Annotated in this window: 19 protein-coding genes; 9 read left to right on the top strand and 10 right to left on the bottom strand. The window is 47.1% G+C overall.

The features are described 5' to 3' along the window. The first annotated feature begins 243 nt into the window (after positions 1 to 243). From RA178_RS06025 to RA178_RS06010, 4 genes are all read left to right on the top strand, one after another. Positions 244 to 5,013, top strand: a complete 4,770-nt coding sequence (locus RA178_RS06025) for a DUF3320 domain-containing protein (RefSeq protein ID WP_306684922.1) — start codon at positions 244 to 246, stop codon at positions 5,011 to 5,013. Between the two features lie 342 nt (positions 5,014 to 5,355). Then, the gene (locus RA178_RS06020; protein ID WP_306684921.1) at positions 5,356 to 5,790 is read left to right on the top strand and encodes an OsmC family peroxiredoxin; all 435 of its coding nucleotides are present in this window, start codon (positions 5,356 to 5,358) and stop codon (positions 5,788 to 5,790) included. 376 nt (positions 5,791 to 6,166) lie between these two features. After that, positions 6,167 to 7,009: a PRC-barrel domain-containing protein gene (locus tag RA178_RS06015; protein ID WP_306684920.1), complete on the top strand. Its 843-nt coding sequence runs from the start codon at positions 6,167 to 6,169 to the stop codon at positions 7,007 to 7,009. A gap of 32 nt (positions 7,010 to 7,041) precedes the next feature. Continuing rightward, positions 7,042 to 8,754 (top strand): FAD-dependent oxidoreductase, encoded by a 1,713-nt coding sequence (locus RA178_RS06010; RefSeq protein ID WP_306684919.1) that lies wholly within the window; start codon positions 7,042 to 7,044, stop codon positions 8,752 to 8,754. Positions 8,755 to 9,257: 503 nt separating this feature from the next. On the opposite strand, the gene relA is transcribed toward RA178_RS06010, so the two are convergent. Both relA and rlmD read right to left on the bottom strand, forming a co-directional pair. Then, the gene (gene relA, locus RA178_RS06005) at positions 9,258 to 11,465 is read right to left on the bottom strand and encodes a GTP diphosphokinase (RefSeq protein ID WP_028761378.1); all 2,208 of its coding nucleotides are present in this window, start codon (positions 11,463 to 11,465) and stop codon (positions 9,258 to 9,260) included. A gap of 152 nt (positions 11,466 to 11,617) precedes the next feature. After that, entirely contained in the window at positions 11,618 to 12,970 is a 1,353-nt protein-coding gene (gene rlmD / locus RA178_RS06000) for a 23S rRNA (uracil(1939)-C(5))-methyltransferase RlmD (protein WP_306684918.1), read from the bottom strand. A gap of 100 nt (positions 12,971 to 13,070) precedes the next feature. Here rlmD and barA point away from each other — a divergent pair, with 100 nt between their 5' ends. From barA to RA178_RS05985, 3 genes are all read left to right on the top strand, one after another. Beyond that, a complete protein-coding gene (barA, locus tag RA178_RS05995; protein ID WP_306684917.1) occupies positions 13,071 to 15,872 on the top strand; it encodes a two-component sensor histidine kinase BarA in 2,802 nt (933 codons plus the stop codon). Beyond that, positions 15,847 to 16,446, top strand: a complete 600-nt coding sequence (locus tag RA178_RS05990; RefSeq protein ID WP_028761381.1) for a YjaG family protein — start codon at positions 15,847 to 15,849, stop codon at positions 16,444 to 16,446. The genes barA and RA178_RS05990 overlap by 26 nt, the downstream gene beginning before the upstream one ends. Positions 16,447 to 16,602: 156 nt before the next feature. Further along, a complete protein-coding gene (locus RA178_RS05985; protein ID WP_006082632.1) occupies positions 16,603 to 16,836 on the top strand; it encodes a DUF3319 domain-containing protein in 234 nt (77 codons plus the stop codon). A 21-nt stretch (positions 16,837 to 16,857) separates the two neighbouring features. Here RA178_RS05985 and lldR read toward each other — a convergent pair whose 3' ends face one another. Then, positions 16,858 to 17,757, bottom strand: coding sequence for a LysR family transcriptional regulator LldR (lldR, locus tag RA178_RS05980; RefSeq protein WP_105251752.1), 900 nt, complete (start codon positions 17,755 to 17,757; stop codon positions 16,858 to 16,860). 279 nt (positions 17,758 to 18,036) lie between these two features. On the opposite strand from lldR, the gene RA178_RS05975 reads away from it, so the two are divergent. Both RA178_RS05975 and recN read left to right on the top strand, forming a co-directional pair. Next, positions 18,037 to 18,999 (top strand): AEC family transporter, encoded by a 963-nt coding sequence (locus tag RA178_RS05975; RefSeq protein WP_306684916.1) that lies wholly within the window; start codon positions 18,037 to 18,039, stop codon positions 18,997 to 18,999. A 128-nt stretch (positions 19,000 to 19,127) separates the two neighbouring features. Continuing rightward, positions 19,128 to 20,786, top strand: a complete 1,659-nt coding sequence (recN, locus tag RA178_RS05970; RefSeq protein ID WP_306684915.1) for a DNA repair protein RecN — start codon at positions 19,128 to 19,130, stop codon at positions 20,784 to 20,786. 153 nt (positions 20,787 to 20,939) lie between these two features. Here the strand turns inward: recN and RA178_RS05965 are convergent, their stop codons facing one another. The 7 genes from RA178_RS05965 to ribD form a co-directional block, all read right to left on the bottom strand. Then, positions 20,940 to 21,434, bottom strand: a complete 495-nt coding sequence (locus tag RA178_RS05965) for a phosphatidylglycerophosphatase A family protein (protein WP_263199869.1) — start codon at positions 21,432 to 21,434, stop codon at positions 20,940 to 20,942. A gap of 15 nt (positions 21,435 to 21,449) precedes the next feature. Next, positions 21,450 to 22,406 carry a thiamine-phosphate kinase gene (thiL, locus tag RA178_RS05960; RefSeq protein ID WP_263199961.1) on the bottom strand — a complete coding sequence of 319 codons (957 nt, stop codon included), beginning with the start codon at positions 22,404 to 22,406 and terminating at the stop codon, positions 21,450 to 21,452. Between the two features lie 78 nt (positions 22,407 to 22,484). Further along, complete coding sequence (nusB, locus tag RA178_RS05955; protein ID WP_006082638.1) at positions 22,485 to 22,889, bottom strand: transcription antitermination factor NusB; 405 nt, start codon at positions 22,887 to 22,889, stop codon at positions 22,485 to 22,487. A gap of 11 nt (positions 22,890 to 22,900) precedes the next feature. Next, a complete protein-coding gene (gene ribH / locus RA178_RS05950; RefSeq protein ID WP_006082639.1) occupies positions 22,901 to 23,380 on the bottom strand; it encodes a 6,7-dimethyl-8-ribityllumazine synthase in 480 nt (159 codons plus the stop codon). A gap of 130 nt (positions 23,381 to 23,510) precedes the next feature. Beyond that, positions 23,511 to 24,614 (bottom strand): bifunctional 3,4-dihydroxy-2-butanone-4-phosphate synthase/GTP cyclohydrolase II, encoded by a 1,104-nt coding sequence (gene ribBA, locus RA178_RS05945; RefSeq protein WP_306684914.1) that lies wholly within the window; start codon positions 24,612 to 24,614, stop codon positions 23,511 to 23,513. 95 nt (positions 24,615 to 24,709) lie between these two features. Then, on the bottom strand, positions 24,710 to 25,366 hold the full coding sequence (locus tag RA178_RS05940; RefSeq protein WP_306684913.1) for a riboflavin synthase: 657 nt from the start codon (positions 25,364 to 25,366) through the stop codon (positions 24,710 to 24,712). Between the two features lie 50 nt (positions 25,367 to 25,416). Continuing rightward, on the bottom strand, positions 25,417 to 26,595 hold the full coding sequence (gene ribD / locus RA178_RS05935) for a bifunctional diaminohydroxyphosphoribosylaminopyrimidine deaminase/5-amino-6-(5-phosphoribosylamino)uracil reductase RibD (protein ID WP_306684912.1): 1,179 nt from the start codon (positions 26,593 to 26,595) through the stop codon (positions 25,417 to 25,419). Positions 26,596 to 26,613: the final 18 nt, after the last annotated feature.

Genomic DNA, 26,613 nt, shown 5'->3' with positions numbered 1-26,613 from the left:
AAGTTGAGCAGTAATCTCATGGCGAATAGCACCATCAACTTTAGCTAATTTCGTTAAATTTATTAACGACCAATAAAAGCAATATACGCCAACTCACTTTCTGCACGACTTGTTCTTATCATTCTAATAATTCGCAAGATTGCTTTTAGAAACAACCGTTGATATGGTAGATTTTTAAACAACGCCACCAGCAAAACCTAGTGAAAACTATTGCTGTTCAGCATATCTCGGAGATGGATTTTTATGGTTGTTGAGCAGCAACTGGAACGTGCGCGTCTGGAATTACTTGATATGGGTCTTCGATCCAACCCTCAGCTGAATTACCGAAGTGGTAGTAAAGCCCTCGACATTATTGATGAGCAATCTGCCAAGATATTTGAAATGCTCGTTGAGCAAGAAAACACACTCAGCTTTTTACCACTGCCAGAAGCTTATCAGCAAAAAATTGCCGACAGTGAAGATGAAGGATCATTCTTTCAGACCGACGATGATTTGGAATTGCCACCTCTTGATTTATACCTCGAACAGAAAAAGGGAGTGGCCCGCTTCACCGACAAATACCTACAAACCGGATTAGTGCCCGCCAAGCTGGATAAAGCCCTGCTGAAACTGGAAACCGAAGCCCATACAATGCTGCAAGAACAAGGTGTTGAGGTTCTGTATTTAGCACTTGGTTTTTTACAGTGGAATGAGCCAACAAACTCATCTGTTTCAAGATATGCACCTTTAATTCTGATCCCAGTTCAACTAATGCGATCATCAGCCAGAGATAGCTTCAAATTGCGCTACACCGGCGAAGAGCTGGGTTCAAACCTGACCTTAGCTGCAAAACTAAGGACTGAATTTAAGTTAATGCTTCCCGCTTATTCTGATGAGATGGTCATCACAGATTATTATCAGGCGGTATCAGATGCGATTACTGTGCAACCTTCATGGCGAGTGCATCAGGACAAAATTGGTTTAGGGCTGTTCTCTTTTGGCAAGTTTCAAATGTACATGGACTTGGACCCTACAGGCTGGCCGGAAGGAAAAAAACCATCACAGTTACCTTTAATTGGCCGCTTATTTCGTGATGGCTTTCCCCACGATGCAGAGATCAATCCTGCAGATCTGAATCATCCAGAAAAACTCCACTTGGTAAAAGACGCCGATTCTAGCCAGATTGAAGCAATCTTAGCGATGAAATCTGGCGCGGACCTGATCATTCAAGGGCCGCCAGGTACAGGTAAATCCCAAACTATCACCAACATTATTGCCGAAGCGGTTGCGCTGGGTAAAAAGGTGCTGTTTGTTGCACAAAAAATGGCAGCACTTGAGGTGGTGAAAAAACGCCTTGATGAAACTCATATGGGCTACGCCGTACTCGAACTACATAGTCACAAAAGTACCAAGAAATCTGTGCTTGGTTCTATTGCTGAGTCACTTGAGCAAGGTCGGCCACAAACAGCAAACCGGGAGCAAGAGTTTTCAGATTTAGCGGAATCAAAAGCCTCGCTGGATGCTTATGTGCATGCCATCCGAGCCCCTATTCTGCGTAGCGGTATCAATTACATTGAAGCGTTGGGCTCATTGCTACAATTGAAGACAAAGGATCCCGACAACTCCTTACCAGCCCTCCCCTTTAGCTACTTCGAACAATGGACAGCTGAGGAGTACAGTAATGCGAGGAAACTGGTTACGGAATTAGTACAGCAACTAGCACGCATTGGCATACCTGCAGCGCATCCATTTGCGATGTCTGGTCGCACTGACTTTTCACCTGCATTGCAGCAGGCATTAACCTCTACTTTGGTAGAAATAAGCCAGTTGCTTAGCCAACTTGATACGCAAACTCAAACCGTCAGTGTTTTTCTGCAGCTTGATAAACCACAAAGCTTGCAACAAGTCGCACCGCTGATTTCAACAACGAGCTGGCTATCCGAAGTGCCAGATCTTAAAAGCGTTAAAGTAAATAACCCCATATGGGCTTTAGAAAAAAAGCGGATCGATAACGGCCTGACCTGCCTAGCTAATTTCTTATCACTCAAAGCCAGCTGCGAACAGCACTTTATCACGCAGGCGCTGGATGCCGATTTACTGAGTATCCGCCAAGGCTTGATTGGCAAAACAGATAAATGGTGGCGTTTCCTGTCGTCCAGCTATCGCCAAGCCAAAGCACAGCTAGCAGGGCTTTGGCTTGGCGCTCTGCCCGCTTCGTCTACCGACTGGCTTACTGCATTAGATACTGCTTTAACTTACCAAAGCACGAAAAAAGAGCTAACTAGCTACCACCCCCTGTTATCTGAAGCTTTTGGCGCGCAGTGGCAAGGCGAATTTTCGGAGCACAATGAATTAACGCAAATTCACAGCTGGATAAACACCTTTTATGCAAAGGTAAACCGTGTTGAATTGTCGCAGTCATTGGCTGAACTGATTGATACGGGCCTTGATAAAAAGCTGCTGCGTGACCAGACGAACTCACTGACAGCGCTTTGTAACGCTATTGCAGTGCAGGCACAAACGCTGCAAGAGCTGATACAAATCCCCGACAGCAATCCAAACCATGACTTAGCAGCAATGCAATTTACGCAACTAAATGTCTGGTTAGAAGGCTGGAAAAACTCTGCCCTACTTTACGATTTTGCACGCTACAACCAGATTATTAAGGCGTTTGAGCCTTATAACATCAAGGACTTCACTAAACATGCTTACTCATGGCATGCAGCCCCAGACTTGCTAATGACGGTATTCGAACTTAGCTATTATTCTGGTCTGGTTAACTATGCCTATGACAGCTCAGAAGCAATACGGCACTTTGACCGCAATAAACATGAACAAAGCCTACGCGACTTTAAACGTATTGATGGTAACAGTTTGTTTTTCGCTCAAGAGTTTTTAGTAAACAGCCTGTACGAGCGCTTGCCAAAGAAAACAGCTAAAGGTGAAATGGAATTAGTACTGCGTGAGTTAGGTAAGAAAAAACGCCATATTCCTATTAGGAAATTGCTGGCTGAAGCAGGTAACGTGATCCAGCAAGTAAAACCTATTTTTATGATGAGCCCTATGTCCATCGCCACCTACCTAAAACAAGGTGCGTTAGATTTTGACCTGGTGATTTTTGACGAAGCAAGTCAAATTCCAGCACCCGATGCCTTAGGCGCAATGCTGCGCGGGCGGCAAGTGATTGTGGTAGGTGACAGTAAGCAAATGCCACCAAGCAACCTATTTGGTAAAGCTGTTGAACTGGAAGAGGAAGAACTGGAAAACAGCGCCACCGCAGAAATGGAAAGTATTCTGGCATTAATGGAAGCCCGTGGTGCGGCAAGTAAAATGCTGCGCTGGCACTACCGTTCTCGCCACGATTCACTGATCGCAGTGTCCAACGACCAGTTTTATAAAAACAAGTTAGTGGCCTTTCCAAGCCCAGGCTTTCACCCCGATGCAACAGGACTGAAGTTTCATTATTTACCTGAAACACATTACGACAAAGGCAGCTCTCGCACTAATACTGGCGAAGTAAAAGCTGTTGTAGCAGCAGTACTGAATCACGCTTTAACTAAACCTCACCTATCGTTAGGCGTTGTTGCGTTTAGCCTTTCGCAGCGAGATGCTATCTTGCTTGAGCTGGAAAAAGTGCGCCGCTTACAGCCAGAAACTGACGAATTCTTTGCACGCCATGCAGGTGGCGATGAGTTTTTTGTAAAGAACCTGGAGAACGTGCAAGGCGACGAGCGCGACGTTATTTTGATCAGCATTTGTTACGGAAAAACCAGCACAGGCCAGCTGAGCCAGAATTTTGGCCTTCTGAACAAACCAGGCGGCGAACGGCGATTAAACGTATTGATTTCACGTGCACGATTGGCAATGGAAGTGTTTGCCAACTTCAAAGGTGATGAACTGAAAGTTGGCGCAGACAGCCCTTTTGGTGTGCGTTCACTGCAAATCTTTTTGCAGTTTGCCGAATCTGGCCAGTTGAACAAAGCCTATGAAAAACAGCAGGAACAAAACTTTGCTTTTGGCGCCCTGCTGCATCAGGCAATACAGCGTTTGGGGTATCAGGTAGCCACCCGAGTCGGCAGTCAGGGTTATTACATCGACTTAGCCATCAAGCATCCTGAAGACCCAAGTAAATTTGTATTGGCGCTGGAATATGACGGCGCAGGCTATTATGGAGCTACTTCGGCACGAGACCGCGAAAGGTTGCGGCAAAGTGTACTGGAAGGTCTTGGCTGGAGCTTTGAACGCATTTGGTCTACTGACTGGTTTCGAGATCCAGAGGCAGAGTTACATCGCCTGAAAGTACTCATAGACAAAGCCATAACCCAACATGACGAACTGATGGTAACAATGGCTGCACAAGCCACTAGCACCAGACAAGTGAAACACAAAGTTGCTGCGCCAGAGACCATTGCAACGCCAATAATGCGGGTTGAAGAAGAACAACCAGAATTTGAAGCCTGTACTACACCCTATAAAAAAGCCGATGTGTCTAAGCTCAATATTCCACATGTCGATGATTTCAGCGCCATCCCTTTAAGTATGTTGGTGTATGCGGTTGAACGTATTGTTGAAACCGAATACCCAATATTCACCAGCCTAGTTGCAACTCGTTTAGCCAACGCTGCCGGCCTGACAAGGGTTGGCGCCAAAATTAAACGCACTGTAGACCAAGCCATTACAGGCGCTGTTGCCAAAGGATTAATCCAGTTAGATAGCGATGAAGTGTTATGGCCGCATGGCCGCAATACAGTCAAGTTAAGAAACTGGAACAGCGTCGACACAGCCACCCGTAAGCTGGAAAACGTCTGTGATGCCGAGCTCACAAACGCCTTATTGCTGACAGTGCAAGACGCCCACGCTATCAGCGTAACGGACGCAGCATCAGCTGCTTTGGGCTTATTGGGTTTTCAGCGCGCGACAGCTCAGGCGGCAGAACGGATGGCGAAGTTAGCGCAGATTCAGTGTGATAAAAATGTGTTGGTTTGTGAGAATGAGCGGTTGAAAATATCAATCAATAAATCAGGCAACCAATAAATCAGGCCATATATGGCCTGATTTTCTCTGCTTAATAGGCACTTGTCAGTCTCATCTATCGGATAACAGGCCATATATGGCCCGTTAATCCTCTGAAATGAAAGCGTACAAAGGCGATCTTGAGAAGCATATCTTCGATTGGTAGGTGGGGATCTTCAACGCCCAGCGCAATCACATTAGCGCCTTCGCAGCTATCATATCTGTTGCATACCGTACAGACGGATACCTATGGTCAAGTCCAGACTGGCATAGGTTGGCAATATAAGTCGTCTCAATTTGCCCAATCATTAGCGTCGAAAATGAAACCCTTCTTGAGCAATTTTGATATTTAGGAGACACACCATGATTGAAAAAATCGCAACTATCCAATGGCAAGGTCAAGGTAAGAAAGGCCAAGGTAAAATAAGTACCGAGACCGGTGCACTGAAGCAATATCCTTACGGCTTCGGTAGCCGCTTCGAGGATGACCATCGTGGCACGAACCCTGAAGAGATACTAGCTGCCGCCCATGCCGCGTGTTTTACGATGGCGTTTTCATTCGCCTGCGACAAGGCAGGGTTTATCACCGCCAATATCGATACCAAGGCAAGTGTGCGTCTAGCTAAACAAGGCGAAGGTTTTGTTATAGACCGCATCGCGTTGACGATGAGCGCAGAGGTTGCGGGCATCGACGAAGCGAAATTCCAAGAGATTGCGGCTGCGGCAAAGTGTGACTGTCCGGTATCGAAGGCCCTTGCTGGTGTTGAAGAGATTACCCTGCAAGCGACACTGAAATAACTCATCTCCTGAGACACGGTATCAGCCAGCGCTATGTGGCTAAGCTGTACTAACACTAGCCGCCAGATCTGCCGCTAAAATTCATTTTTTAATTGGTGTGTTCATATCGCCCACTAAAAATGTTTCCCACAGCCCTTAAAACATTACCGATTGTCTTTTCTATGGTGAATGACCAGCGGTCTGGTGTCAGTGCATTCACGCACCCATTAATAGTTTGGATTTGGCTGCGAACTCGGCGACTTAGGCATCTGGCAGTTCGTCACTTCCACAAAATGATACTTACGTTAGATAGCGTACGGACAGCGTCGCCGCTTTTGCATACTACATAGGTATATCGACCCTCTAGGAAAACAAACATTCGAAGGAGACAGTGCTTATGTTACGCACAGTTAAGAATATGGAGGACTATGTCATCAGCGCTACAGATGGCAACATTGGTCATGTTAAAGATGTCTATTTCGATGACGAAACTTGGTGCATTCGCTATCTCGTTGTTGACACTGGCACTTGGCTTTCCAGTAGAAAAGTACTGATTTCGCCTATCTCGATAGGCCAAGCTAACTGGGCGGACAAGCTGTTGCCCGTCTCTATCACAAAAGTTCAAGTCGAGAACAGCCCCGATATCAGCACCCAAAAACCTGTCTCTCGACAGCAAGAAATTCGCTTACTTGAGTACTACGGCTATCCCTATTATTGGGGCGGTGACGGGATGTGGGGCGGGGGTGTGTATCCGAATATGATGTTAACGGGCTACGTCGGCTTAGCGTCTCCACCTGATGTCGAACATCCAGAAATGGCTAAGACTAATGTACAAACTAAAGCCAAGCAGCACCAAGATGACGACATTCATCTGCGTAGTTGTCAGGCGGTAATCGACTACCGCATTCATGCGACCGATGGTGACATTGGCCACATACAGGACCTGCTTATCGATGAAGAAACTTGGGCCATTCGATACCTGATAGTGAATACGAGTAACTGGTGGCTAGGTCATCAAGTGCTGATTCCTGCTGATTGGATCGAAGATGTGAGTTGGCCCGATGCCAAGGCGTCTGTCAATCTGACACGACAGGCAGTGAAAGACGCTCCGCCGTATAACCCAACGGTGCCAGTGGACCGTAAGACAGAAATGCATATTTACCATCATTATGGTCGCCCCAGTTATTGGCCGGATGACAAGAAACATGAAAGCATAAAATCCCCCCTAAAAGCACGTTAGACACAAACGACGATCATGTTAAGAGGTGCTAAATGTTAGTTGAAGCTATCTCTAAATCCACAGAATCATCTACAGAAGCGAAAAGTGTCGCTATTTTTGGTAGTGGTATTGCCGGACTAACGGCAGCGCATGAATTTGCAAAACTTGGGTATAAAGTGAAGATATTCGAGGCGAATGCGGATGCAGGTGGTTTTTTTAGAAGTGCCAGAAGAAAAGAAGATCAGGGTATGCCTTCTGAATACTCTTGGCATGGAATGGGCCCTTGGTATAACAATTTTTTCGAACTCATCAAGGAGATCCCCTTTGATGAGCATTCCAGTCTCTATGACAACATTCTTTCTCGGCCAGTCGTATTCGGCTTGGCGCCTAACTCAGGTTCGGCTCACTTTGGTGACTCTCACTCCAGCAATGTCGATTTGGAGAACCTGTTTAGTATGACGACCAAAGAAAAATGGCTTTGGTGTTGGCTGATGGGAAAAGCATGGTGTTCAAATACCCGAAGTAGCCAAAAGTACAGCAACATCAACGCTAAAGAAGCTTGGCGACCTTATTTAGCCGCTTCAACACTGAGTACCTGGAGTTCCACTTTTGGCCCTTGGGTGGGCTCTGACTGGTGTCATGTTTCTTTCCATCATGTGGCGCATTTTTTCCGTAAGCAATTGGTCACTAAGTATTGCTATCGTCATCAAGCAGACAGTGAAGGCGGGCCATGGGAACACAAGGCCCGTACGGGATGGCTGCTTCTGAACGGGCCCAGCAGTGAGGTTTGGTTTGATAAGTGGGTCGATGACCTGAAGCAAAAGCAGGTTGAGTTTTATTGGCAGACCCCACTTCATCGTTTGAGTTTTGAAAATAACCGCATAACAGCAGCAGAACTGGACAATGGCGAAACCGTTCAGGCCGATATCTATGTCCTCGCACTGAATCCCTTTTCTGCGGCAGATATTCTAGACAGAACCCCGCTTCTTCAAAATCAACCGCAACTCAATCTTTTTAAATCCTTGGTACAACAGGGGCCGCATACCCAAGTGTCCTTTAGAATTGGCTTCAAAGAAAAAATGTCTTGGCCGCGAAAGCGATGCGCGCTGGTTATTTCAGACTCCGCTTTTAATCTGACACTTTTTGCTCAGGAACAAGCGTGGGGAGAGTCGAGTTATCTGGGGGACGACATTCAATCACTGTGGACTGTCACCGCTTGTGTTTCAAAAGTCCCTGGCCCAGTCCATGGCCTTTGTTTGGAGCAATGCACTGAGGAGCAATTCCTTGATGAAGTGTTATTTCAATTAAAACAGAGTCATGCCCTCGATGAATTGGTCAAAAAGGCTAACGGCGGTAAAAGCTGGCAAGATTTTTCCATCGTAAAAATCAAAGTTTGGCATGAATGGGCGTTTTCTCCCGAAGGCATAACATCGGCGCAGCCCAAATGGGTGAATTCGACCCACACCCAACAATTTATGCCACAGCAAAAGACATCAATATCCAACCTGGTTCTGGCAGGCGCTCACACCCAAACGACGGCGGATGTGTGGAGCATTGAGGCCGCGGTCGAGAGTGGCAAGCTTGCGGTAAAGGTCTTTGAGCCGCAACTCAAGGTCATTCCACAGTCGAACTTTCTGGTGTTGAACATCCTTGGGAAAGTGGATGATGTGCTTTATTACTTCAAACTGCCTAACGTGTTGGATGTTGGCTTGGTATTAATAGTTTTGTTATCTGTGAGCGCCATCGCCTTTGGCATTGGCGGATAAAGCCTTGCTTATGTAAAAGACAAATAACGCAGGGTGTATGAATGACCATGAGGATAATGCTGGCTGACAAGGTCAAAGTGAATTGCCCAACAGCGATTCCTGACGTTGATTGCGGCCATCGTCATCACCTTTTTCTGCTTGTGGACATGGCGATCTATACGTCATCTCCAAGATCAAGTGGGTGCAAGGAGTCCCTTTTTTAATTACTTTAGTTCACTCGAAATATTCGCCCTCCATAGCTCGTTCATAAGCTTAGAATCCCTAGGCTTCTATCCACAGTGTCGGAGAGTGAATGCCATGGCACACCTGTATTGGTGATATCAGGCTAACACTAAGAACATCGCAGCTGAACTAACAAGTCATGCAGCTCAATTTCCATAAAAAATAAGCCAAATGAAAAGGCGGCAGGTGAAATTCACCCTGCCGCCCTAATCCTTGATTACTTTCTTTCTAGCTTCTAGATGGTTTCTAGATACTTACTGCTTCGAAAGGCGTTGCTAGCCTTAAAGTCGTCTTGCCTCGATCACACTATCGACTTGGGTCAGTTTAGATAACACTCGCGATAAACCATCGAGGTTATAAAGCTCCAGTTCCAACTCAATCGCGGCGGTCTGATTTTTAGTGTCCGATGACGAACTCATGGCCAGTACATTGGATTTTTCAGCAGCCAGCACTGAGGTTAAGTCGCGCAATAAACCACTGCGATCGTGGGCTAATACCCGCAGACGCATGCGATAACCGCCGGAGTAATTTTCGCCCCAGACCACATCGACACCACGCTCTGGGTGAACCCGCATTAACTCTTTAACTTGTTCACAATCAGCGCGATGCACCGAAATACCACGGCCTTTAGTGATAAAACCTAAGATCTCATCACCGGGAACGGGCTGACAACAACGGGCGATATGGTTAAGCAAGTTACCCACACCGTTAACTTCAACCTGACCACGGCCACTGGAGGTCGGCTTATGTTGGCCTTTCTTAACTAACTCTTCGACGGCATCTTCTTCTGACACTTCGTCGAGTCGCAGACGGCTTTGAATATGGTTAACCACTTGATGCAGACGCACATCACCGCCGCCAATGGCCGCCAGTAAGTCATCCATGCTCGCCATATTAAAGCGCTCGACTGCAATGGCCGCGTCTTTAATTTTAAGGCTCACCCGCGCCAGTTCAGATTCGAGCATTTCTTTGCCGGCGACAATATTCTTGTCTCTGTCCTGCTGCTTAAACCAATGCTGGATTTTTGAACGCGCCCGTGAAGTACGGATATAACCTAAGTTAGGGTTAAGCCAATCGCGCTTGGGGTTGGGCTGTTTCGAGGTGATGATCTCGATACGCTCGCCCGTTTCAACCTGATAGGTGAACGGCACAATACGGCCATCGACCTTAGCACCAATACATTTATGTCCCACTTGGGAGTGAATGTAATAGGCAAAGTCGAGCACGGTTGAGCCCAGTGGCAAGTCGACAACTTCACCGCTTGGGGTGAACACATAGACTCTATCTTCAAACACTTGGCTGCGGACTTCTTCGACCAAGTTGCCACTTTCGACCACGTCTTCCTGCCATTGCAGAATTTTACGCAGCCAGTTAATTTTTTCTTCGTAACCGCTTTGCTTACCGGAATGATTGCCTTCTTTGTATTTCCAGTGCGCGGCCACACCGAGTTCTGCATCTTCATGCATGTCTTGGGTACGAATTTGAATTTCAACGGTTTTGCCCTCAGGCCCCACCACAACGGTATGAATCGATTGATAACCGTTAGGCTTAGGGTTAGCGACATAGTCGTCAAATTCCCGTGGAATATGGTGCCAAAGCGTATGCACAACACCTAATGCACCATAACAATCCTGCAAACGCTCAGTCACGATACGCACGGCGCGCACGTCAAACAACTCATCAAATTTGAGGTGCTTACCCTTCATCTTGCGCCAAATACTGTAGATATGTTTCGGCCGGCCGTAGACCTTAGCGCGAATTTGATCTTCATCTAATCTTTGTTGCAACTGACTGACAAACTTGTCGATAAAGACTTCACGATCCAGTCGTTTACCATCTAATTGCTTAGCGATGTCTTTATAAGTATCTGGATGTAGATAGCGAAACGAAATATCTTCCAGCTCCCACTTTAATTGACCAATACCCAAACGGTTAGCCAACGGCGCGTAAATATCGGCAATTTCACGGGCCAGCAGCACGCGAGTTTCTTCGTCGGCATTTTTCACCGCCCGTAGCAAACACACACGCTCGGCAAGCTTAATCACCACGGCGCGCACATCTTCAACCATAGCCAGTAACATGCGGCGAATGTTATCGATTTGCGGCTCGGTTGAACGACTATTTGGATTGATTTTCAAGGCGCCGATGGCGTTCATGGTCACGACACTCGCCACTAAACGCGCCAGCGGCTCACCAAATTTCTCTTGGATGGCTTCTTCGGTCAGTAACCCAGCATCGAGCACCACAAACAAAATTGCCGCCTGCAGGGTTTCAATGTCCATGTTTAGCGGTGCGAGGATTTCAATCATCTCTCGAGCACGTTCGAGCAGTTCTCTCTTCGCCGCAGGACTCTTGGCTGGTAAGGCGTCAATCTGCCCTATCAAAGAGAGCAGCATCTGCGCTTCATCGGCATGACCAACATAGCGAGCTACCCAATCTTCTAAGTGAAAATCGGGATCATTAAAGTGCGCTTCGCGAACAGAGACCATCTAATTTATTTCCTTATCCGTGCTCAGAGAGAAAGTGGGCACCACTTCAGCTCTCCTATCTTCAGCATTGGCGCGAACTTGTCAAACCCAACCGACGTAATAATCACATTTTTTACGTTATTCAAACGCTTTGCTTACTTTGCCAGCGCAAATTACTTGGTTAATTCAAACAGTGCCATGGCTTCGATATGGTGTGTTTGTGGGAACATGTCGATAAGTCCCAATTGCTGTAATCGGTAACCGCGCTCCAACAGTACTGCGCTATCGCGAGCCAAACTCGCAGGATTACAAGATACATACACGACTTTGCGCGGCTTCATTTTCTTTAGCCATTGCAAGCTTTCAAATGCCCCAGCGCGGGCAGGATCGAGCAGTAATTTATCAATCTTGCCCATCCAAGGCTCAAGGGATAAATCCGCACTCAAGTCGCCGTGGTAAAAGGTCAGTTTATCAAGATTGTTAGCTTTCGCGTTCACCCGTGCCTGAGTCACCATTTCGGCAACCCCTTCGACGCCAATCACATCAGCGCCCATTTTCGCTAAGGGCAAACTGAAATTGCCCATGCCGCAGAACAAATCCAAAATGCGCTCATCTAGCGCTGGCGCTAACCAATCCATCGCTTGAGCGACCATGGCCTTGTTAATTTGTCCATTCACTTGCACAAAGTTACCTGGGGTGAAACTTAAACTCACCGCATCCGACTGCGCATTTTCATCTAACAGTTGATAAACCGGTAACACTAACTCAGCGCCAACGCCTTGGAATTGGCCTTCATTATCCTGCAGACAAATATGGATCTGATGCTGCTCAGCAAAGGCTGACAGCTTAGCGAGATCTTTATCGTTTAGCGCCTTAGTGATACGCAGCACAGCGAAGTGACCATTATCAGCGGCAATCAACTCAAGATGGCCTAAGCTGGCTTTAGCTGACAATTGGTTCAGCAACTTAGCAAAGGGGACGATCAAGTCCGATAACGGCTTAGCTAACACCAGACACTGGCTGATTGGCACCACATTGCTGCTACTGGCGGCGCGAAAGCCTAAACTTAAGTGCTTGGTATTTTTATCAAATAAAGTTGCAAGACGGGCGCGGCGACGATAATGCCAACCTTCCCCCGTGAGTGCGGGCGATAAAGCACCGCCTTCAGTGCCAGCAAACTTAGCCATAATATCCAGCAACGCGGCTTCTTTATGCTCACGCTGACCCGATAATGACATATGCTGTAAGTCGCAGCCGCCGCAGGTGTGGTAGTGTGGACACTCGGGCTCGACGCGCTCAGGACTTGATGAATCGACTTTAATCAACTTGGCACGGGCATAATTTTTCTTTTGCTCGGTGAGCTGTACCGTCACGGTTTCATCGGGCAAAGCTCCAGGGATAAACACGACTTTACCTTGATGTTGTGCTATACCAGCACCTAAGTGATCGAGCTGTTCTACGCTCAGCGATAACTTAGCCGACAACTGTTTGGAACTATTTGGTTTTGCTTTAAAAAATTGCGCCATTTCGGCCTCTAAATCAATAAAATACTGGCAAAGACCGCCCTCTTTCTGGCAGTCTTATAAAATTATCTTAGTCTCTGTCACAGGAAACACCGCCGCTGCTATGAACCCTGTCAACAACATGACCAAATACAGCCTACGTTCTTGGGTTCTTGTGCTGGCGCTCGCGCCAACAATCTTGGTCGGTATCCTTCTGGGCAGCTACTTTACCATAAACCGTTTTTATGAGCTCGAAGATACGCTCGTCGAACAGGGCAGCAATATTATAGAGCCCCTGTCGATTGCCAGTGAAATCGGCTTAGTGGCGAATGATCGCGAGGCGACCAAACGCTTACTCGCGGCGGCACAGCTCAACAAATCCACCTTAGTAAAATCCATCGCGATTTTCGATGCCAATAATCAACTCTTTGTGACCTCCCACTATCACAAAGACTTTGAGATTATGCGCTACAAAGAAGCCCTCAACACGCTGCATAAAACCGAAATTGAACATGTGGACGACAGCCTCATTTTACGGACGCCCATTTTTGCCACAGGCCCCATTGCTGCTCCCGCTAATTACGATATCCAGACAGACGATGGTCATCTTTTAGGCTATATCTCGATAATAATCAATAAAGAACGCGCCTTGTTAGAGCAACATAGAGCCGCAGTCGCCGCCTTTATTATCGTGTTGATCGGCGTGCAGTTAAACCTGCTATTTACTTTCCGGCTAGTGAAAAACGTCACTCAGCCCATTACTGAAATGGTGCGCGTCGTCGCTAAAATCCGTGAAGGTAAATTGGACGCCCGCTTAGATGGCAACTTGATTGGTGAGCTGGACTTACTCAAACGCGGCATCAATGCCATGGCAGGTTCGTTGTCAGAATACCATGATGAGATGCAGCAAAATATCGACCAAGCGACGTCGGATCTGCGGGAAACCTTAGAGCAGATTGAAATCCAAAACGTCGAGCTGGATTTAGCTAAAAAACGCGCCCTAGAAGCCAGCCGAATTAAATCTGAATTCTTAGCGAATATGTCTCACGAGTTACGTACACCGCTCAATGGCGTTATCGGTTTTGCTCGGCAATTAGTCAAAACACCATTGCATTCGAGCCAAGTCGATTACATCAAGACCATAGAACGCAGCGCCACTAACCTGCTGGGTATCATCAACGACATTCTCGATTTTTCTAAACTCGAAGCCGGTAAAATGGTGTTAGAAAACATGCCCTTCGGCCTTAGGGAAACCATAAGCGATACGATTACCTTGATCTCGGGCAGCGCACAGGCCAAAGGCCTAGAACTCGTCGTCGATATCGCCCCCAACGTGCCCGACAATGTCAATGGCGATGCCATGCGCGTATGCCAAATCATCAATAACTTGGTTGGTAACGCGATTAAATTCACTGACTCTGGCAGCGTGATGGTCAAAATCGAACTGCAGAGCCAGTCGGATGAACAAGTAGTACTGCGCTGTGATGTGGTCGACACTGGTATTGGTATAGATGAAAGCCAGCAGGACTTTTTATTCCAAGCCTTTGGCCAAGCAGACTCGTCGATTTCGCGTCGCTTTGGTGGCACCGGCTTAGGTTTAGTGATCACTAAACGTTTAGTGAATCAAATGGGCGGCCAAATCGGCTTTACTTCATCCCCAGAAAAAGGCTCAAACTTCTGGTTCAGTTTGCCGCTCGGCTTAGGTCAATTCCAAATCGGTGACTCACTGCCGCTCGAAAAACTCAAAGACAAAACTATACTGTTTTACGAACCGCGAGTGCTGACTCATGCTGTCTTGAGCCGCCAATTGAATCAATGGGATACAAAAGTCACCCATCACCAGCATATCCCAAGCTTGTTGACTACGCTCACCACGGCTGAAGCGCCATACGACTATGTTCTCCTGAGTTGCCATGGGTTTAGCGATTCAGCACAACTGGTAAGTACACTAAACTTAGCGAAGACCAAAACAGATTGCCTTATCGTGCTATACGATTGCCAAGAACAAGATGCCTTAACCCAATTTATTCGCCCGAATGCCGATGTGGTGTTGTCTCTGCCAGTTAGTGAGCATCAGCTTGCGCGCAACTTACTCTATCCACCGATGGAGTACGACATCATAGCCCCTGCGACAATATCCACACCGGTAGCTCGCCAATCCTTAACCGTGCTAGCGGTAGATGATAACTTTGCCAACTTAAAACTGATTGATACTTTACTCAGCGAATTAGTGACGACTGTGGTTGCCGTCAACAGCGGTGATGAGGCAGTTAAACAGGCGAAGATTCGCACCTTCGACTTGATCTTTATGGATATTCAAATGCCTGGCACAGATGGCATTAGTGCCACGAAGCAAATTCGCCAAGGCTCGATGAACCGCAACACGCCGATAATTGCCGTGACAGCCCATGCCATTGCAGAAGAACGCGAACTGATTTTAGGCAGTGGTATGGACGGATATTTGCCTAAACCTATTGATGAAGCGGCGCTCAAAGATATTATTCATCGCTGGATCACTCGACCTAAGTTCACCCATTTTGACCTGCATACGCTGAACTGGGATTTATGCTTAACCCAAGCCAACCACAAGGCCGATCTCGCCTTAGATATGCTTAGAATGTTGCTCGACTCATTGCCGCAAACCGTGGCGACGATTCAAACGGCGCTAAGTCAAAACGATCACCCAGTCATGCTCAGTACTATCCATAAGCTGCATGGTGCTAGCTGCTACTGCGGCGTGCCCACCACACAAAGGTTATGCCAAGAAATTGAATCGGCACTAAAACGTGAAACATCGGTTGAAGATCTCGAACCCGAAATACTAGAGTTACTTGATGAGTTAACTAAGGTAGAATCTGCGGCAAATCAAGTGATATCACAGCTATCAGCGGAAATAACAGATGACCAAAAAAACGGGCTTCTTTAAACGTCTCAAGGCGTTAACACTGCCACAAAAACAACTCTTTGCCACTGCACTTTGCCAACGTATGTTGCCCAACTATCAACTGTTTTCCGAAGTCTGTGAGTTTGGCGATCCTACTGTGTTGAGTACCGCATTAGAACTATTGTGGCAATCCCAGTACGACTCCAAGCTCAAATTCAATGTCGATGTGCATCTGCAACGCCTGGAAGATAACACCCCAGATCCTGCTGATTTTGAAGCCTATGGCGTCTACCCTGCTATGGATGCAGTGGTCGCCATATCGACCTTACTGGGTGCGATTCAAGGCAAAATTGAAGAAGACATAGTCAATATCAGCAAATTATCATCCAGCACAGTGGCTAACTACATCGAAGCGATCAGCGATGTCGATTTGGTGGATGAAGCATTAGATGATTTCGTTTTCGCCCATGAAGTCATGGAGGAAGAGAAAGAATTACAAAATTCTCTGCTGGAAATTATTGAAGAAAATCCGAAGATCACCGCAGAACTGGTCAAAGGCTTACGCAAAGACATTATCGAAGCTGGCGTATCAAATATCGGTATCAGCGTCGCTTAACTGATGAGGTGCTTGGGGTTACTCAAGCACCCTTATATCTAAACAATGTTTCTAAACAATAAGCCTCTAGTCTCGACTGCAATCACTTTCATGCAAGCCACAAAACGAGTAAGACCAAGGCTAGCAAGTTCCATCAGCCAATATTGAGTTATTCCAATGAAAAAGATTGTTTATCAAGGATTTGTCTTAACCAATAGCGAAGGACGAACCGACAGTTGGAAACTGACCATCAAAGATCAACAGCGTATCGGTTCTTTATTTGAACTGCGGCGTTTAGTGGGGTACTTCTTGGAACTCGGCATACTGCCCGCGACACGCTCCAGCCTGCAAGATGCAAAACAAACGCAAAACACCATGAGCAAAAACACCGTAAAACCTAAAAGACGCTAAAAATCAGTTCTCCTCAATAAATCAACGCATAGAAAATAACTCTGGCGCCTTTGACTGCATAAACTCAATAAAGACTCTTACCTTTAGCGGCTGCTGGCTGCGCTGATGATATAAAATCGAAATTCGCCTCTGTTCGCCAATCCATTCAGGCAGTAATACTTTAAGTTTTCCCTCTTTAATCTGCTGTTTTACAAATAGTTCAGGACCATACAAGATCCCGCCATGGCCTAAAGTAGCCTGAATCGCTCCGTGTAAGTCCGTGAGGGTGAGCTTAGTCGGGCCATTAAAATAAAAAGACTCGCCGCTTGGATGCTTTAAATGCCAATTAAACAGCGGCCAGACTTTTATCAGTTGATGGGCTTCAAGATCATCGGGATGCTCAAGTTTAGGTGCCTGAGCCAAGTATTCTGGCGTGGCAAACAGGCAATAGTCGAGCTCGCCTAAGGTACTCGACACCCAAGAAGAATCAGGCTGAGCCCCGCCAACAATCGCCACATCTATGCCTTTATCGATCAAATCGACTAACTCATTACTCTGGGAAATGTGCAAACGGATATCAGGATACAAACGGCCAAACTCATTCAATGCCTGAATAAACACAATGGAAATAATCGAAATCGGTGCGGCGATGCGCAGGGTTCCCTCGGGTTTATCACTGCCTAAACCACTTAGTTCATCAAATTGAGCAACCACACTCTGGTAGCGTTGAAAGAGCGCCAGCCCTTCCTCCGTCAATCGTAACTTGCGGGTACTGCGCATAAAGAGCTGTTTATCGAGCTTCTCTTCCAACTTCGCTAACTTGCGGCTCACAGTGGCGATGGGCATATCGAGCTCCTTCGCCGCCTGCGAAAAACTGCCCGCATTGACTAAATGCACAAAAAGATAGACAAGTTGTAGTTCAGCGCCTAAATCATCACTCATTGCATATCCTAATTTCACATATTGGGTATTGACGTTAAAACGCTAAATTCACTAAGTGATTGTGTTTTAAACATTGAATTATTCACTTATACGACCATAGCGCAATAGCCTTAGATTGAAATGGTATGTTATTTTGTGGCGAGTTTTACTGCGCTGGCGCTAGTTCTGGTTCTAAAGTGACATAAAAAAGGCAAGCGCCCACCTAAAATCATAGCGATAGTAGAAATGACGGTGGTGGCTGAGTTTATTCAAATTTAATCGTAAGGATGAGTGAGGGAAATGACCATTTTAACCCCTCTGTTTGCCGTCTTCGGGATCATGTTGCTCGGCACACTAGTGCAAAAATTAAAACTCTTGCCCGTCGATACGGACCAAGTGCTAAACCAATATGTGTACTATATTGCATTCCCCGCGATCATGCTTATCGCCCTCGCGCAGCAGCCGATTGGTGAGATTTTGCAATGGGGATTTATTGCGGGCTACAGCACGGCTATGGTGATCACTTATCTTGTCTGCCTTGGGCTCTCGCTGCTTGCTAACCCTAAACAGCATGCGGTTGCCGCTATTCGAGCCCTCAATGCCACCTTTGGTAATACCGCATTTATTGGTATTCCACTACTCATCATCCTCTTTCCGCAGCAGCAAAGCGCCTTAGTCGCCGCTGCGATTGCCAGCTTATTATACGTGCTGATGTTTGCCGTCGCCTTAGTCTCGATGGAATTGGCCACAAACACCCAAAGACAACACCACGCCTTAGTCATAATGGCGATGGCGGTCGGTAAAAACCCTATCGTTATTGGTAGCTTAATTGGTGTCGGCATTTCGGCGCTAGAGATAAAACTGCCCTCAGGGCTGGCGCTCATGATCCAGCAAATTGGCAATACCTCAAGCCCGTGCGCGCTGTTTGCCATCGGTATGGTGCTCGCCAAAGCGATGCGCTACCAGAAAGATAGCAGCGTATTTAGCCCCAAGAATTTTATCGAACTGAGCCTTATCAACCTCTTCAAGCTAGTTGTCCAACCGGCACTCGTCTACTTTATGCTTAGCCGTTTTGGTGTGAGCGGCGACTACCTGATCATGGGCGTGATCTTAAGCGCACTGCCCACTGCGGCGAGCGTGTACTTGCTCGCCCAGCGCTATAATACTCAGGCTTCTACCAGTGCTCAGGGCATTCTATTTGGCACCTTAGTTACTTTTTTTAGTTTGCCTATCTTAGAAAGCTTAGTAAGAACCCATGCATAATCAGTCAATTAAAAATATTTACTGCCGATAATGCCGATTATTTACCCAAGCCACTTTACTGTATATAAAATCAGTATATACTGTTTATCAATACAGTGGTTTGGTATGTTTTTCGACAGGAATTCACTATGCTTTGCCAACTCAGCATTAATAACTTCGCAATCGTCCGTTTTTTAGAGCTGGATTTTCGCCCCGGTATGACCAGCATCACAGGTGAAACCGGTGCGGGTAAATCGATCGCCATCGATGCGCTAGGCCTGTGCCTAGGCAATCGCGCCGATGCCAGCAGTGTTCGCCCAGGAGCCAATAAAACCGAAGTCAGCGCCCGCTTTTCCTTGGACGATATTCCACTGGCAAAACGTTGGTTAGAAGATAACGATCTTGAACTCGATGATGAGTGTATCCTACGTCGAACTATTGGTAGCGATGGCCGTTCACGCGCCTACATCAATGGTAATCCAGTGCCGCTGACGCAGCTCAAATTACTGGGTCAGTTGCTTATCGGTATTCACGGTCAACATGCGCACCATGCGATGTTGAAGAGTGAACACCAACTTACCTTGCTCGACAGTTATGCCAACCACAGATTGCTTATCGATACGGTTGCCGCCAGTTTTCAACGCTGCAAACAAATTGAGGCCGATCTAAAGCACCTCGAAGCCTCCCAACATGAACGTATTGCCCGTAAGCAATTAGTGCAATATCAAGTAGAAGAACTCGATGAGTTTGATCTTAAAGTCGATGAGTTCGATGAAATTGAGCAAGAGCACAAACGTCTGGCCAATGGCACTGAGTTGATTGATACCTGTCAGGCGAGCTTAGATATACTCACTGAAGGCGAAGAGAACAATATAGAGTCGCTGCTTAATCGAGTCGTTTCCCTCGCCGAAGATCTGCAAAGCTACGATCCTGCATTAAGCAATATCAACACTATGCTCAATGATGCCTTAATCCAAGTGCAAGAAAGTGCAGGCGAATTACAGCACTATTTGAGTAAGCTTGAACTCGATCCAACCCACTTTGCCTATTTAGAAGAACGGCTATCAAAAGCCATGCAACTGGCGCGTAAACACCATGTCAGCCCAAATAAACTAGCCGAACATCATTTGGCATTAAAGGCAGAGCTGAGCACCTTAGACAGTGACGAAAGTAAACTTGAAGAAATTCAACTACAGGTCGATGCTAGCAGAGCCGCTTACCTTAGCAACGCACAAAAACTCAGCCAAAGCCGGGCTAGATATGCCAAAGAACTCGACAAACTCGTGACTCAGTCAATCCACGAACTGAATATGCCAAAGGGTAAATTTACTATCGAAGTCAATTTCCACCCAGAGCAAATGTCAGCCAACGGCAGTGATAATATCGAATTTATGGTCACCACTAACCCTGGCCAACCTTTACAACCGATTTCGAAAGTCGCATCTGGCGGTGAACTTTCACGGATAGGCTTAGGGATCCAAGTCATTACCGCGAAGAAAGTTGCCACGCCGACATTGATTTTCGATGAGGTGGATGTCGGGATTTCCGGTCCCACCGCCGCAGTAGTAGGCCGCATGTTACGCAGCTTAGGGGAATCGACCCAAGTACTGTGCGTGACTCACTTGCCGCAAGTTGCGGGCAATGGTCATCAACACATGTTCGTCGATAAATTTAATAAGGCAGGCAGTACTGAGACCACAATGAAATCGCTCGATCGTGAGCAGCGTATCCAAGAGCTTGCAAGACTGTTAGGTGGCGATACTATCACCAGCAATACCCTAGCAAACGCAAGGGAACTGCTGCAATAGTAGTATGGATCAAATAACGAATGAGGTCGCTAAACGCTTGAATCTACACACTGTATATCACAAGCTAAGGGGCTATATCAAAAACTAAGGGTTAGTTGTTGACTATGCTAACTAACATGCCGGGTTAACTATCATGTTAGGTTAGCGATAATGTTAGCTAAAAAACCAGACTAGCCCTTGCAGACAAATAAACGAAAACACGCCCGCTAAGACATCGTCAATCATAATGCCAAAGCCACCATGAACTTTGGCATCGAGCCATCGAATAGGCCAAGGCTTGATGATGTCGAAAAAGCGAAATAGACCAAAGCCGACTAACAACCAACCCCAACCTGCTGGTGCCGCTATCATAGTGATCAGTAGCCCAACCACTTCATCCCACACAATCGCACCGTGATCGTGTACCCCCATATCTTGAGCGGCTTTACCGCAGATATAAAATCCCGCAAATGCGCTCAATAAGGTTAAGCCGATATACCAAGTGAGCGGTAATGGCGCCATCAATAAATAGAGGGGAATGGCTGCTAAGGTACCGAAAGTACCAGGCGCTTTAGCGGCGAGTCCACTACCAAAACCGAGTGCCAAAAAGTGGACAGGATTTTTTAATGACAGGCGCGTTAGCACCTGATCCTTTGACAACCATTTCATTAACATGCTCTTCGCTTAAAAGTGCTCGAAACCGTGATACGGCGGTGTAAACGGCTCACCATTGAGTTGCAACTTGAGCTTACTGCCTGCACAAATTTGTCCAACGCGAACAAACTTTGCTCCAGCATGGCTCAACGCTGTCTCAAGCGCACCTTTTTGCGCTTCAGGAACGGTGAACAGCAGTTCATAATCTTCGCCCCCCGTAAGCGCATAACCTAAGGCATGCTCCTCGCTGACGGTATCTTGCATCGCGCGTGAAAGCGGGATGCAATTAACGTCCACCACAGCACCAACTGCCGAAGCCTTAAGCACATGACCGATATCCGAGATAAACCCGTCGGAAAGGTCGATTGCACTGGAGGCAAGCGAACGCAAAGCTTGGCCCGCTAAGACTCTTGGTGTTGGACGATAATGTCGATTAATCAGGAATTCTTTATGCTCGGCTCTGGCCTGCTGCGCGCCTCGAATGATATCCAGACCTAAGGCCGAATCTCCGAGCGTGCCCGTGACATAAATCCAATCACCCGCTTTAGCACCATGGCGCGTGAGTGCCTTGCCCGGTGGGACTTGGCCGTGCACTGTGATGTTAATCGCCCGTGGACCACGAGTCGTATCGCCGCCAATTAAGGCGATGCCATAGTAATCGGCCGCTTCAAACAAGCCTTCACTAAAGCCACTTAGCCAAGTCTCATCGACTTCGGGTAGCGTTAAGGCAAGCGTCATCCACGCGGGTTCAGCGCCCATGGCAGCCAGATCAGATAAATTTACCGCTAAGGCTTTGTAACCTAAGGCAGCAGGAGGCATATCGGGGAAGAAATGGACATTTTCAACTAAGGTGTCACAGGAGATAGCGATCGACTTGTTTTCTGCAGGTTGCACTAAAGCGCAATCGTCACCGATGCCAAGCTTCACATCACGGCGAGTGGGGCCGCGGTTGCTAAAATAACATTCAATTAATTGGAATTCTTTCACTGTACAGTTTGGCACGACTTACATCGGCCACCTTTGTTAGCAATGAAAAACGGTATCCTAAGATACCGTTTGTCTTTATTACTTGCGTGCAACCAGTTTGTCGAGCAGTCCGTTCACAAACTTATGACTCTCGTCCGCACCGAAAGCTTTTGCCAACTCAATCGCTTCGTTAATCGCGACCTTGTATGGCACATCTTTACGGAAAGTCAGCTCATAGGTCGCTAAACGAACTATGGCTTTCTCTACTGGAGACACTTCATCAATCGGGCGTTCCAGATGCGGGATGATCAGCTCATCCAATTGGGTTTTCTTCGTTGCAACGCCTGAAAATAGCTCACGAAAATAAGCTACATCAACACCGTCGAGACTTTGTTCAGTTAAAAACTCATGCTCGACATCGGCAATATTATTCCCGCTTAGTTGCCATGAATAGATGGCTTGAACGGCTAAACGGCGGGCCTTGCGGCGCTCAGAAGGCTTCATTATTTTTCCTACTATAACAACTGTTGTTCAAGTTCTTGCAGAACATTGACCATTTCAAGCAGGCTTAGAGCAGCTTCGCCGCCTTTGTTACCCGCTTTGGTACCTGAACGTTCAATCGCTTGTTCAATGGTATCAGTGGTCAAAACACCGAAAGCAACAGGCAGATCAAATTCTAAAGCAACTTGAGCTAGACCTTTATTACATTCGCCTGCAACAAAATCAAAATGAGGAGTACCACCACGGATCACCGCACCTAATGCGATAATACCGTCGAATTTACCACTGGCAGCTACGCGACGCGCAGCTAGCGGCAACTCAACCGCACCTGGTACACGGACAACAGTGATATTGTCGTCGCTGACTTGGCCAAAACGTTTCAGCGTGTCAAGTGCACCTTCAAGCAAGCTCTCAACTAAAAAGCTGTTGAAACGCGAAATTACAATCGCAACTTTGGCATTTTTCGCTTCGATATTACCTTGAACTACGTTCATTATCTTACCTAATTTAGCTAAAGCACCCAGCTCGGGGCGAAAAGTGGCGACATGATATCACAGCCAATTGCCCAGAGCCCTATGCAAATTATCAGAAATTGTTAATTTTACTTCAGTGTAACTTTGGGCTTCAGTCCGCCACATACTCAATCACTTCAAGGCCAAAGCCTGAAAGTGAATGGTAGCGTTTAGGCGAGCTGAGCAGACGCATCTTAGTCACGCCAAGGCTAGCGAGAATTTGCGAACCCACACCCACACGACGCGACGTCCCCTGCCATTTTGCAGATGCAGGCGCTTGGCCTTGATCTTCAGCTTCAAAGGCTTTCACCTTAGAGAGGATTTCACAGGGATGTTCTTGATTCCCGAGTAAAACCAATACACCACCTTCTGCAGAAATACGCTCCATCGCCTTTTCGAGTGGCCAGCTGCGTTGCTGATCGCGCTCTGAGTGGAGTAAATCGTTGAAGGTATTTTGCAAATGCACGCGCACCAAACAATCTTCTTTCACCTCACCTTTGACTAAGGCAAAGTGCAGTTGATTGTCGATAGTGTCTCTGAAGGTCACCATGTCGAACTCACCAAAACGGGTCGGTAATTTGCATTTAGCTTCACGCACAACCGTGGTTTCTTTGGTATTGCGATACTCGATTAAAGCCGCGATAGTGCCGATTTTGATGCCATGCAACTCGGAGAAAATCTCCAAATCTGGGCGACGTGCCATAGTGCCGTCTTCGTTCAAAATCTCAACGATAACGCCCGATGGCTCAAGTCCCGCAAGACGGGCTAAATCACAGCCAGCTTCAGTGTGGCCTGCGCGGGTTAATACGCCGCCGTCCTGTGCCATTAACGGGAAGATGTGCCCTGGTTGCACTAAATCAGACGCTTTAGCCTCTTTAGCCACAGCCGCTTTCACCGTTACAGCGCGATCGTGGGCCGAAATACCGGTAGTCACACCCTCCGCCGCTTCAATAGAAACCGTAAAGTTAGTCGAGAACTGGGCGTTATTATTCGTCACCATTAAGGGTAGATTTAACTGCTGGCAACGGGCTTTAGTCATGGTCTGGCAAATGAGCCCACGGCCATATTTCGCCATAAAGTTAATCGCTTCTGGCGTGACCATTTCGGCCGCCATGATCAAATCACCTTCGTTTTCTCTGTCTTCGTCATCCATCAAAATAACCATTTTGCCTTGACGAATATCTTCGATGATCTCTTCTATACTGTGCAGCGCCATTGTAGGACCTTATGATTTTGCTGTTATTATGAAATTCTATACCTAAATAACCTAAGCTGCCGATAAGCTTAAGTTAAATAATCTGCTCCTGTGCACTAACGCACAAAGCCGGCACGGGCTAACATTTCCATGGTGACGCCACCGCTCTTGCTGTCTTTGCTATAATAATTCATCAAGCGTTCAAGATAACGGGCGATTAAATCCACTTCGATATTCACCTTATCGCCCGCTTGCAGGTCGATTAACGTGGTTTCACCTGCGGTATGCGGCACTATGGTCAAGCGGAATCGACTGCCGTCCACTTCGTTAACCGTCAAACTCACGCCATCAATGGTGATGGAACCTTTATGGGCAATGTAACGCCCAAGCTCTACGGGTGCGGCTAACCAAAATTCAATGGCTTGACCACGCACTAAGCGTTGCTCAACCGTTGCAATACCGTCAACATGGCCGCTAACCATATGGCCGCCTAAGCGTGTGGTTGGGGTAACGGCCTTTTCAAGATTCACCTTAGTGCCCACTTTATAGTTGGCAAACCCGGTTAGACTCACTGTTTCGGCTGAAACATCAGCCACATAACCGTCTGCTAATTGCTGCACAACCGTTAAGCACACACCGTTGGTAGCAATACTGTCGCCTAAACGCACATCGTTTAAATCCAGTTTGCCGCTCGCCACGGTAAGACGAATATCATCGCCTTTACGCTCCAGTTTGCGCAGGGTGCCAACGGCTTCAATAATCCCAGTAAACATGGTTAACTCACTTAATTAAATAAAGAAGTAATAAGGCATAAGACTCAAGGTTAAACGGTTATCTTGCTCCAATTCGATTTAGATAAAGAGGTATCAAGCATAACGCTCAAAGTTAAACGGGTATCTGGCCCTAATTTGCGCTCATCTACCAAAATTAGTGCAGGAATGTGTGCCATGGTTTGATAATCGGGCAATTGCAGCAGATTTCGCCCATGCCCACCGAGGATTTTCATCGCTTGATATAGCACTAACTCATCGGCCAGCCCCTCCGCTAAAAATGCGCCCGCTAAGGTTGCACCCGCTTCCACCAACACGTGATTACAGCTTTGGCCTAAATAGCTTAATAGTTCAGGCAATGAGACGCGACCTGCAATTGCAGGTAACACGAGGCAACTCACATGGGAGGGCAATTGTGCTTGAAACTCTGCGGGATAAGCCACGGTCGAGACCAAGAGTATCGGCGATACGATAGTCAAGCAGGCGGCCGATAACGGCAAACGGACGCGGCTGTCGAGTATGACTCTTAATGGCTGCAGTAATTGCGCCTCGGTTACACTGTCTTTTAAGCTGCCAAGTTCCTGATAACGCACATTGAGTGAGGGATCGTCCGCCAGTATGGTTTCAATTCCCGTGACCAGTGCACAAGAACGTAAACGTAATCGCTGCACGTCGCGGCGAGATTCTGGACCGGTTATCCATTTAGACACACCGTTAGACAGCGCGGTTTTACCATCGAGACTCGCAGCCAATTTTACTGTAACTCTGGGTAAACCCGATTCCATGCGCTTCATAAAGCCTACATTCAAGGCATAGGCTTCATCGCGATGTAATCCCACATCCACTTCAATACCAGCGTCGCGCAGCATTTGAATACCGCGACCAGCCACTTGCGGATTAGGATCTTCCACCGCCACAACTACACGTTTAACGCCAATATTGATCAGCGCCAAGGCACAGGGCGGCGTGCGGCCATAATGACTGCAGGGCTCTAAGGTGACATAGGCGGTTGCGCCGCGGGCGTGTTCGCCAGCCATACGTAGTGCGTGCACTTCGGCGTGGGGCTCACCCGCTTTTTGATGATAACCTTCACCAATAATTTGGTTATCTTTAACGATAACGCAGCCCACACTAGGATTGGGTCTTGTGGTGTAAAAGCCTTTGCGCGCCAATTGAATCGCGCGGCTCATCATTTGGGTATCGAGTACGGACCAACTTATGTTCAAGCTCATGTTCAACCCTGTTGTTAA

Origin of the sequence: Shewanella oncorhynchi (assembly GCF_030848765.1) — a bacterium.
Lineage (GTDB): Bacteria > Pseudomonadota > Gammaproteobacteria > Enterobacterales > Shewanellaceae > Shewanella > Shewanella oncorhynchi.
This window is presented reverse-complemented; position numbering and strand designations above follow the sequence as displayed.

What these genes read in the sequence shown, in the direction of transcription:
- recN (WP_306684915.1), top strand. Translation starts at nt 19,128, where the DNA reads ATGCTTTGCCAACTCAGCATTAATAACTTCGCAATCGTCCGTTTTTTA.
- RA178_RS05990 (WP_028761381.1), top strand. Translation starts at nt 15,847, where the DNA reads ATGACCAAAAAAACGGGCTTCTTTAAACGTCTCAAGGCGTTAACACTG.
- RA178_RS06010 (WP_306684919.1), top strand. Translation starts at nt 7,042, where the DNA reads ATGTTAGTTGAAGCTATCTCTAAATCCACAGAATCATCTACAGAAGCG.
- RA178_RS06025 (WP_306684922.1), top strand. Translation starts at nt 244, where the DNA reads ATGGTTGTTGAGCAGCAACTGGAACGTGCGCGTCTGGAATTACTTGAT.
- ribBA (WP_306684914.1), bottom strand. Translation starts at nt 24,614, where the DNA reads ATGGCGCTGCACAGTATAGAAGAGATCATCGAAGATATTCGTCAAGGC.
- RA178_RS05940 (WP_306684913.1), bottom strand. Translation starts at nt 25,366, where the DNA reads ATGTTTACTGGGATTATTGAAGCCGTTGGCACCCTGCGCAAACTGGAG.
- barA (WP_306684917.1), top strand. Translation starts at nt 13,071, where the DNA reads ATGAACCCTGTCAACAACATGACCAAATACAGCCTACGTTCTTGGGTT.
- rlmD (WP_306684918.1), bottom strand. Translation starts at nt 12,970, where the DNA reads ATGGCGCAATTTTTTAAAGCAAAACCAAATAGTTCCAAACAGTTGTCG.
- RA178_RS05965 (WP_263199869.1), bottom strand. Translation starts at nt 21,434, where the DNA reads ATGAAATGGTTGTCAAAGGATCAGGTGCTAACGCGCCTGTCATTAAAA.
- RA178_RS06015 (WP_306684920.1), top strand. Translation starts at nt 6,167, where the DNA reads ATGTTACGCACAGTTAAGAATATGGAGGACTATGTCATCAGCGCTACA.
- RA178_RS05975 (WP_306684916.1), top strand. Translation starts at nt 18,037, where the DNA reads ATGACCATTTTAACCCCTCTGTTTGCCGTCTTCGGGATCATGTTGCTC.
- nusB (WP_006082638.1), bottom strand. Translation starts at nt 22,889, where the DNA reads ATGAAGCCTTCTGAGCGCCGCAAGGCCCGCCGTTTAGCCGTTCAAGCC.
- relA (WP_028761378.1), bottom strand. Translation starts at nt 11,465, where the DNA reads ATGGTCTCTGTTCGCGAAGCGCACTTTAATGATCCCGATTTTCACTTA.
- lldR (WP_105251752.1), bottom strand. Translation starts at nt 17,757, where the DNA reads ATGAGTGATGATTTAGGCGCTGAACTACAACTTGTCTATCTTTTTGTG.
- RA178_RS05985 (WP_006082632.1), top strand. Translation starts at nt 16,603, where the DNA reads ATGAAAAAGATTGTTTATCAAGGATTTGTCTTAACCAATAGCGAAGGA.
- RA178_RS06020 (WP_306684921.1), top strand. Translation starts at nt 5,356, where the DNA reads ATGATTGAAAAAATCGCAACTATCCAATGGCAAGGTCAAGGTAAGAAA.
- ribD (WP_306684912.1), bottom strand. Translation starts at nt 26,595, where the DNA reads ATGAGCTTGAACATAAGTTGGTCCGTACTCGATACCCAAATGATGAGC.
- ribH (WP_006082639.1), bottom strand. Translation starts at nt 23,380, where the DNA reads ATGAACGTAGTTCAAGGTAATATCGAAGCGAAAAATGCCAAAGTTGCG.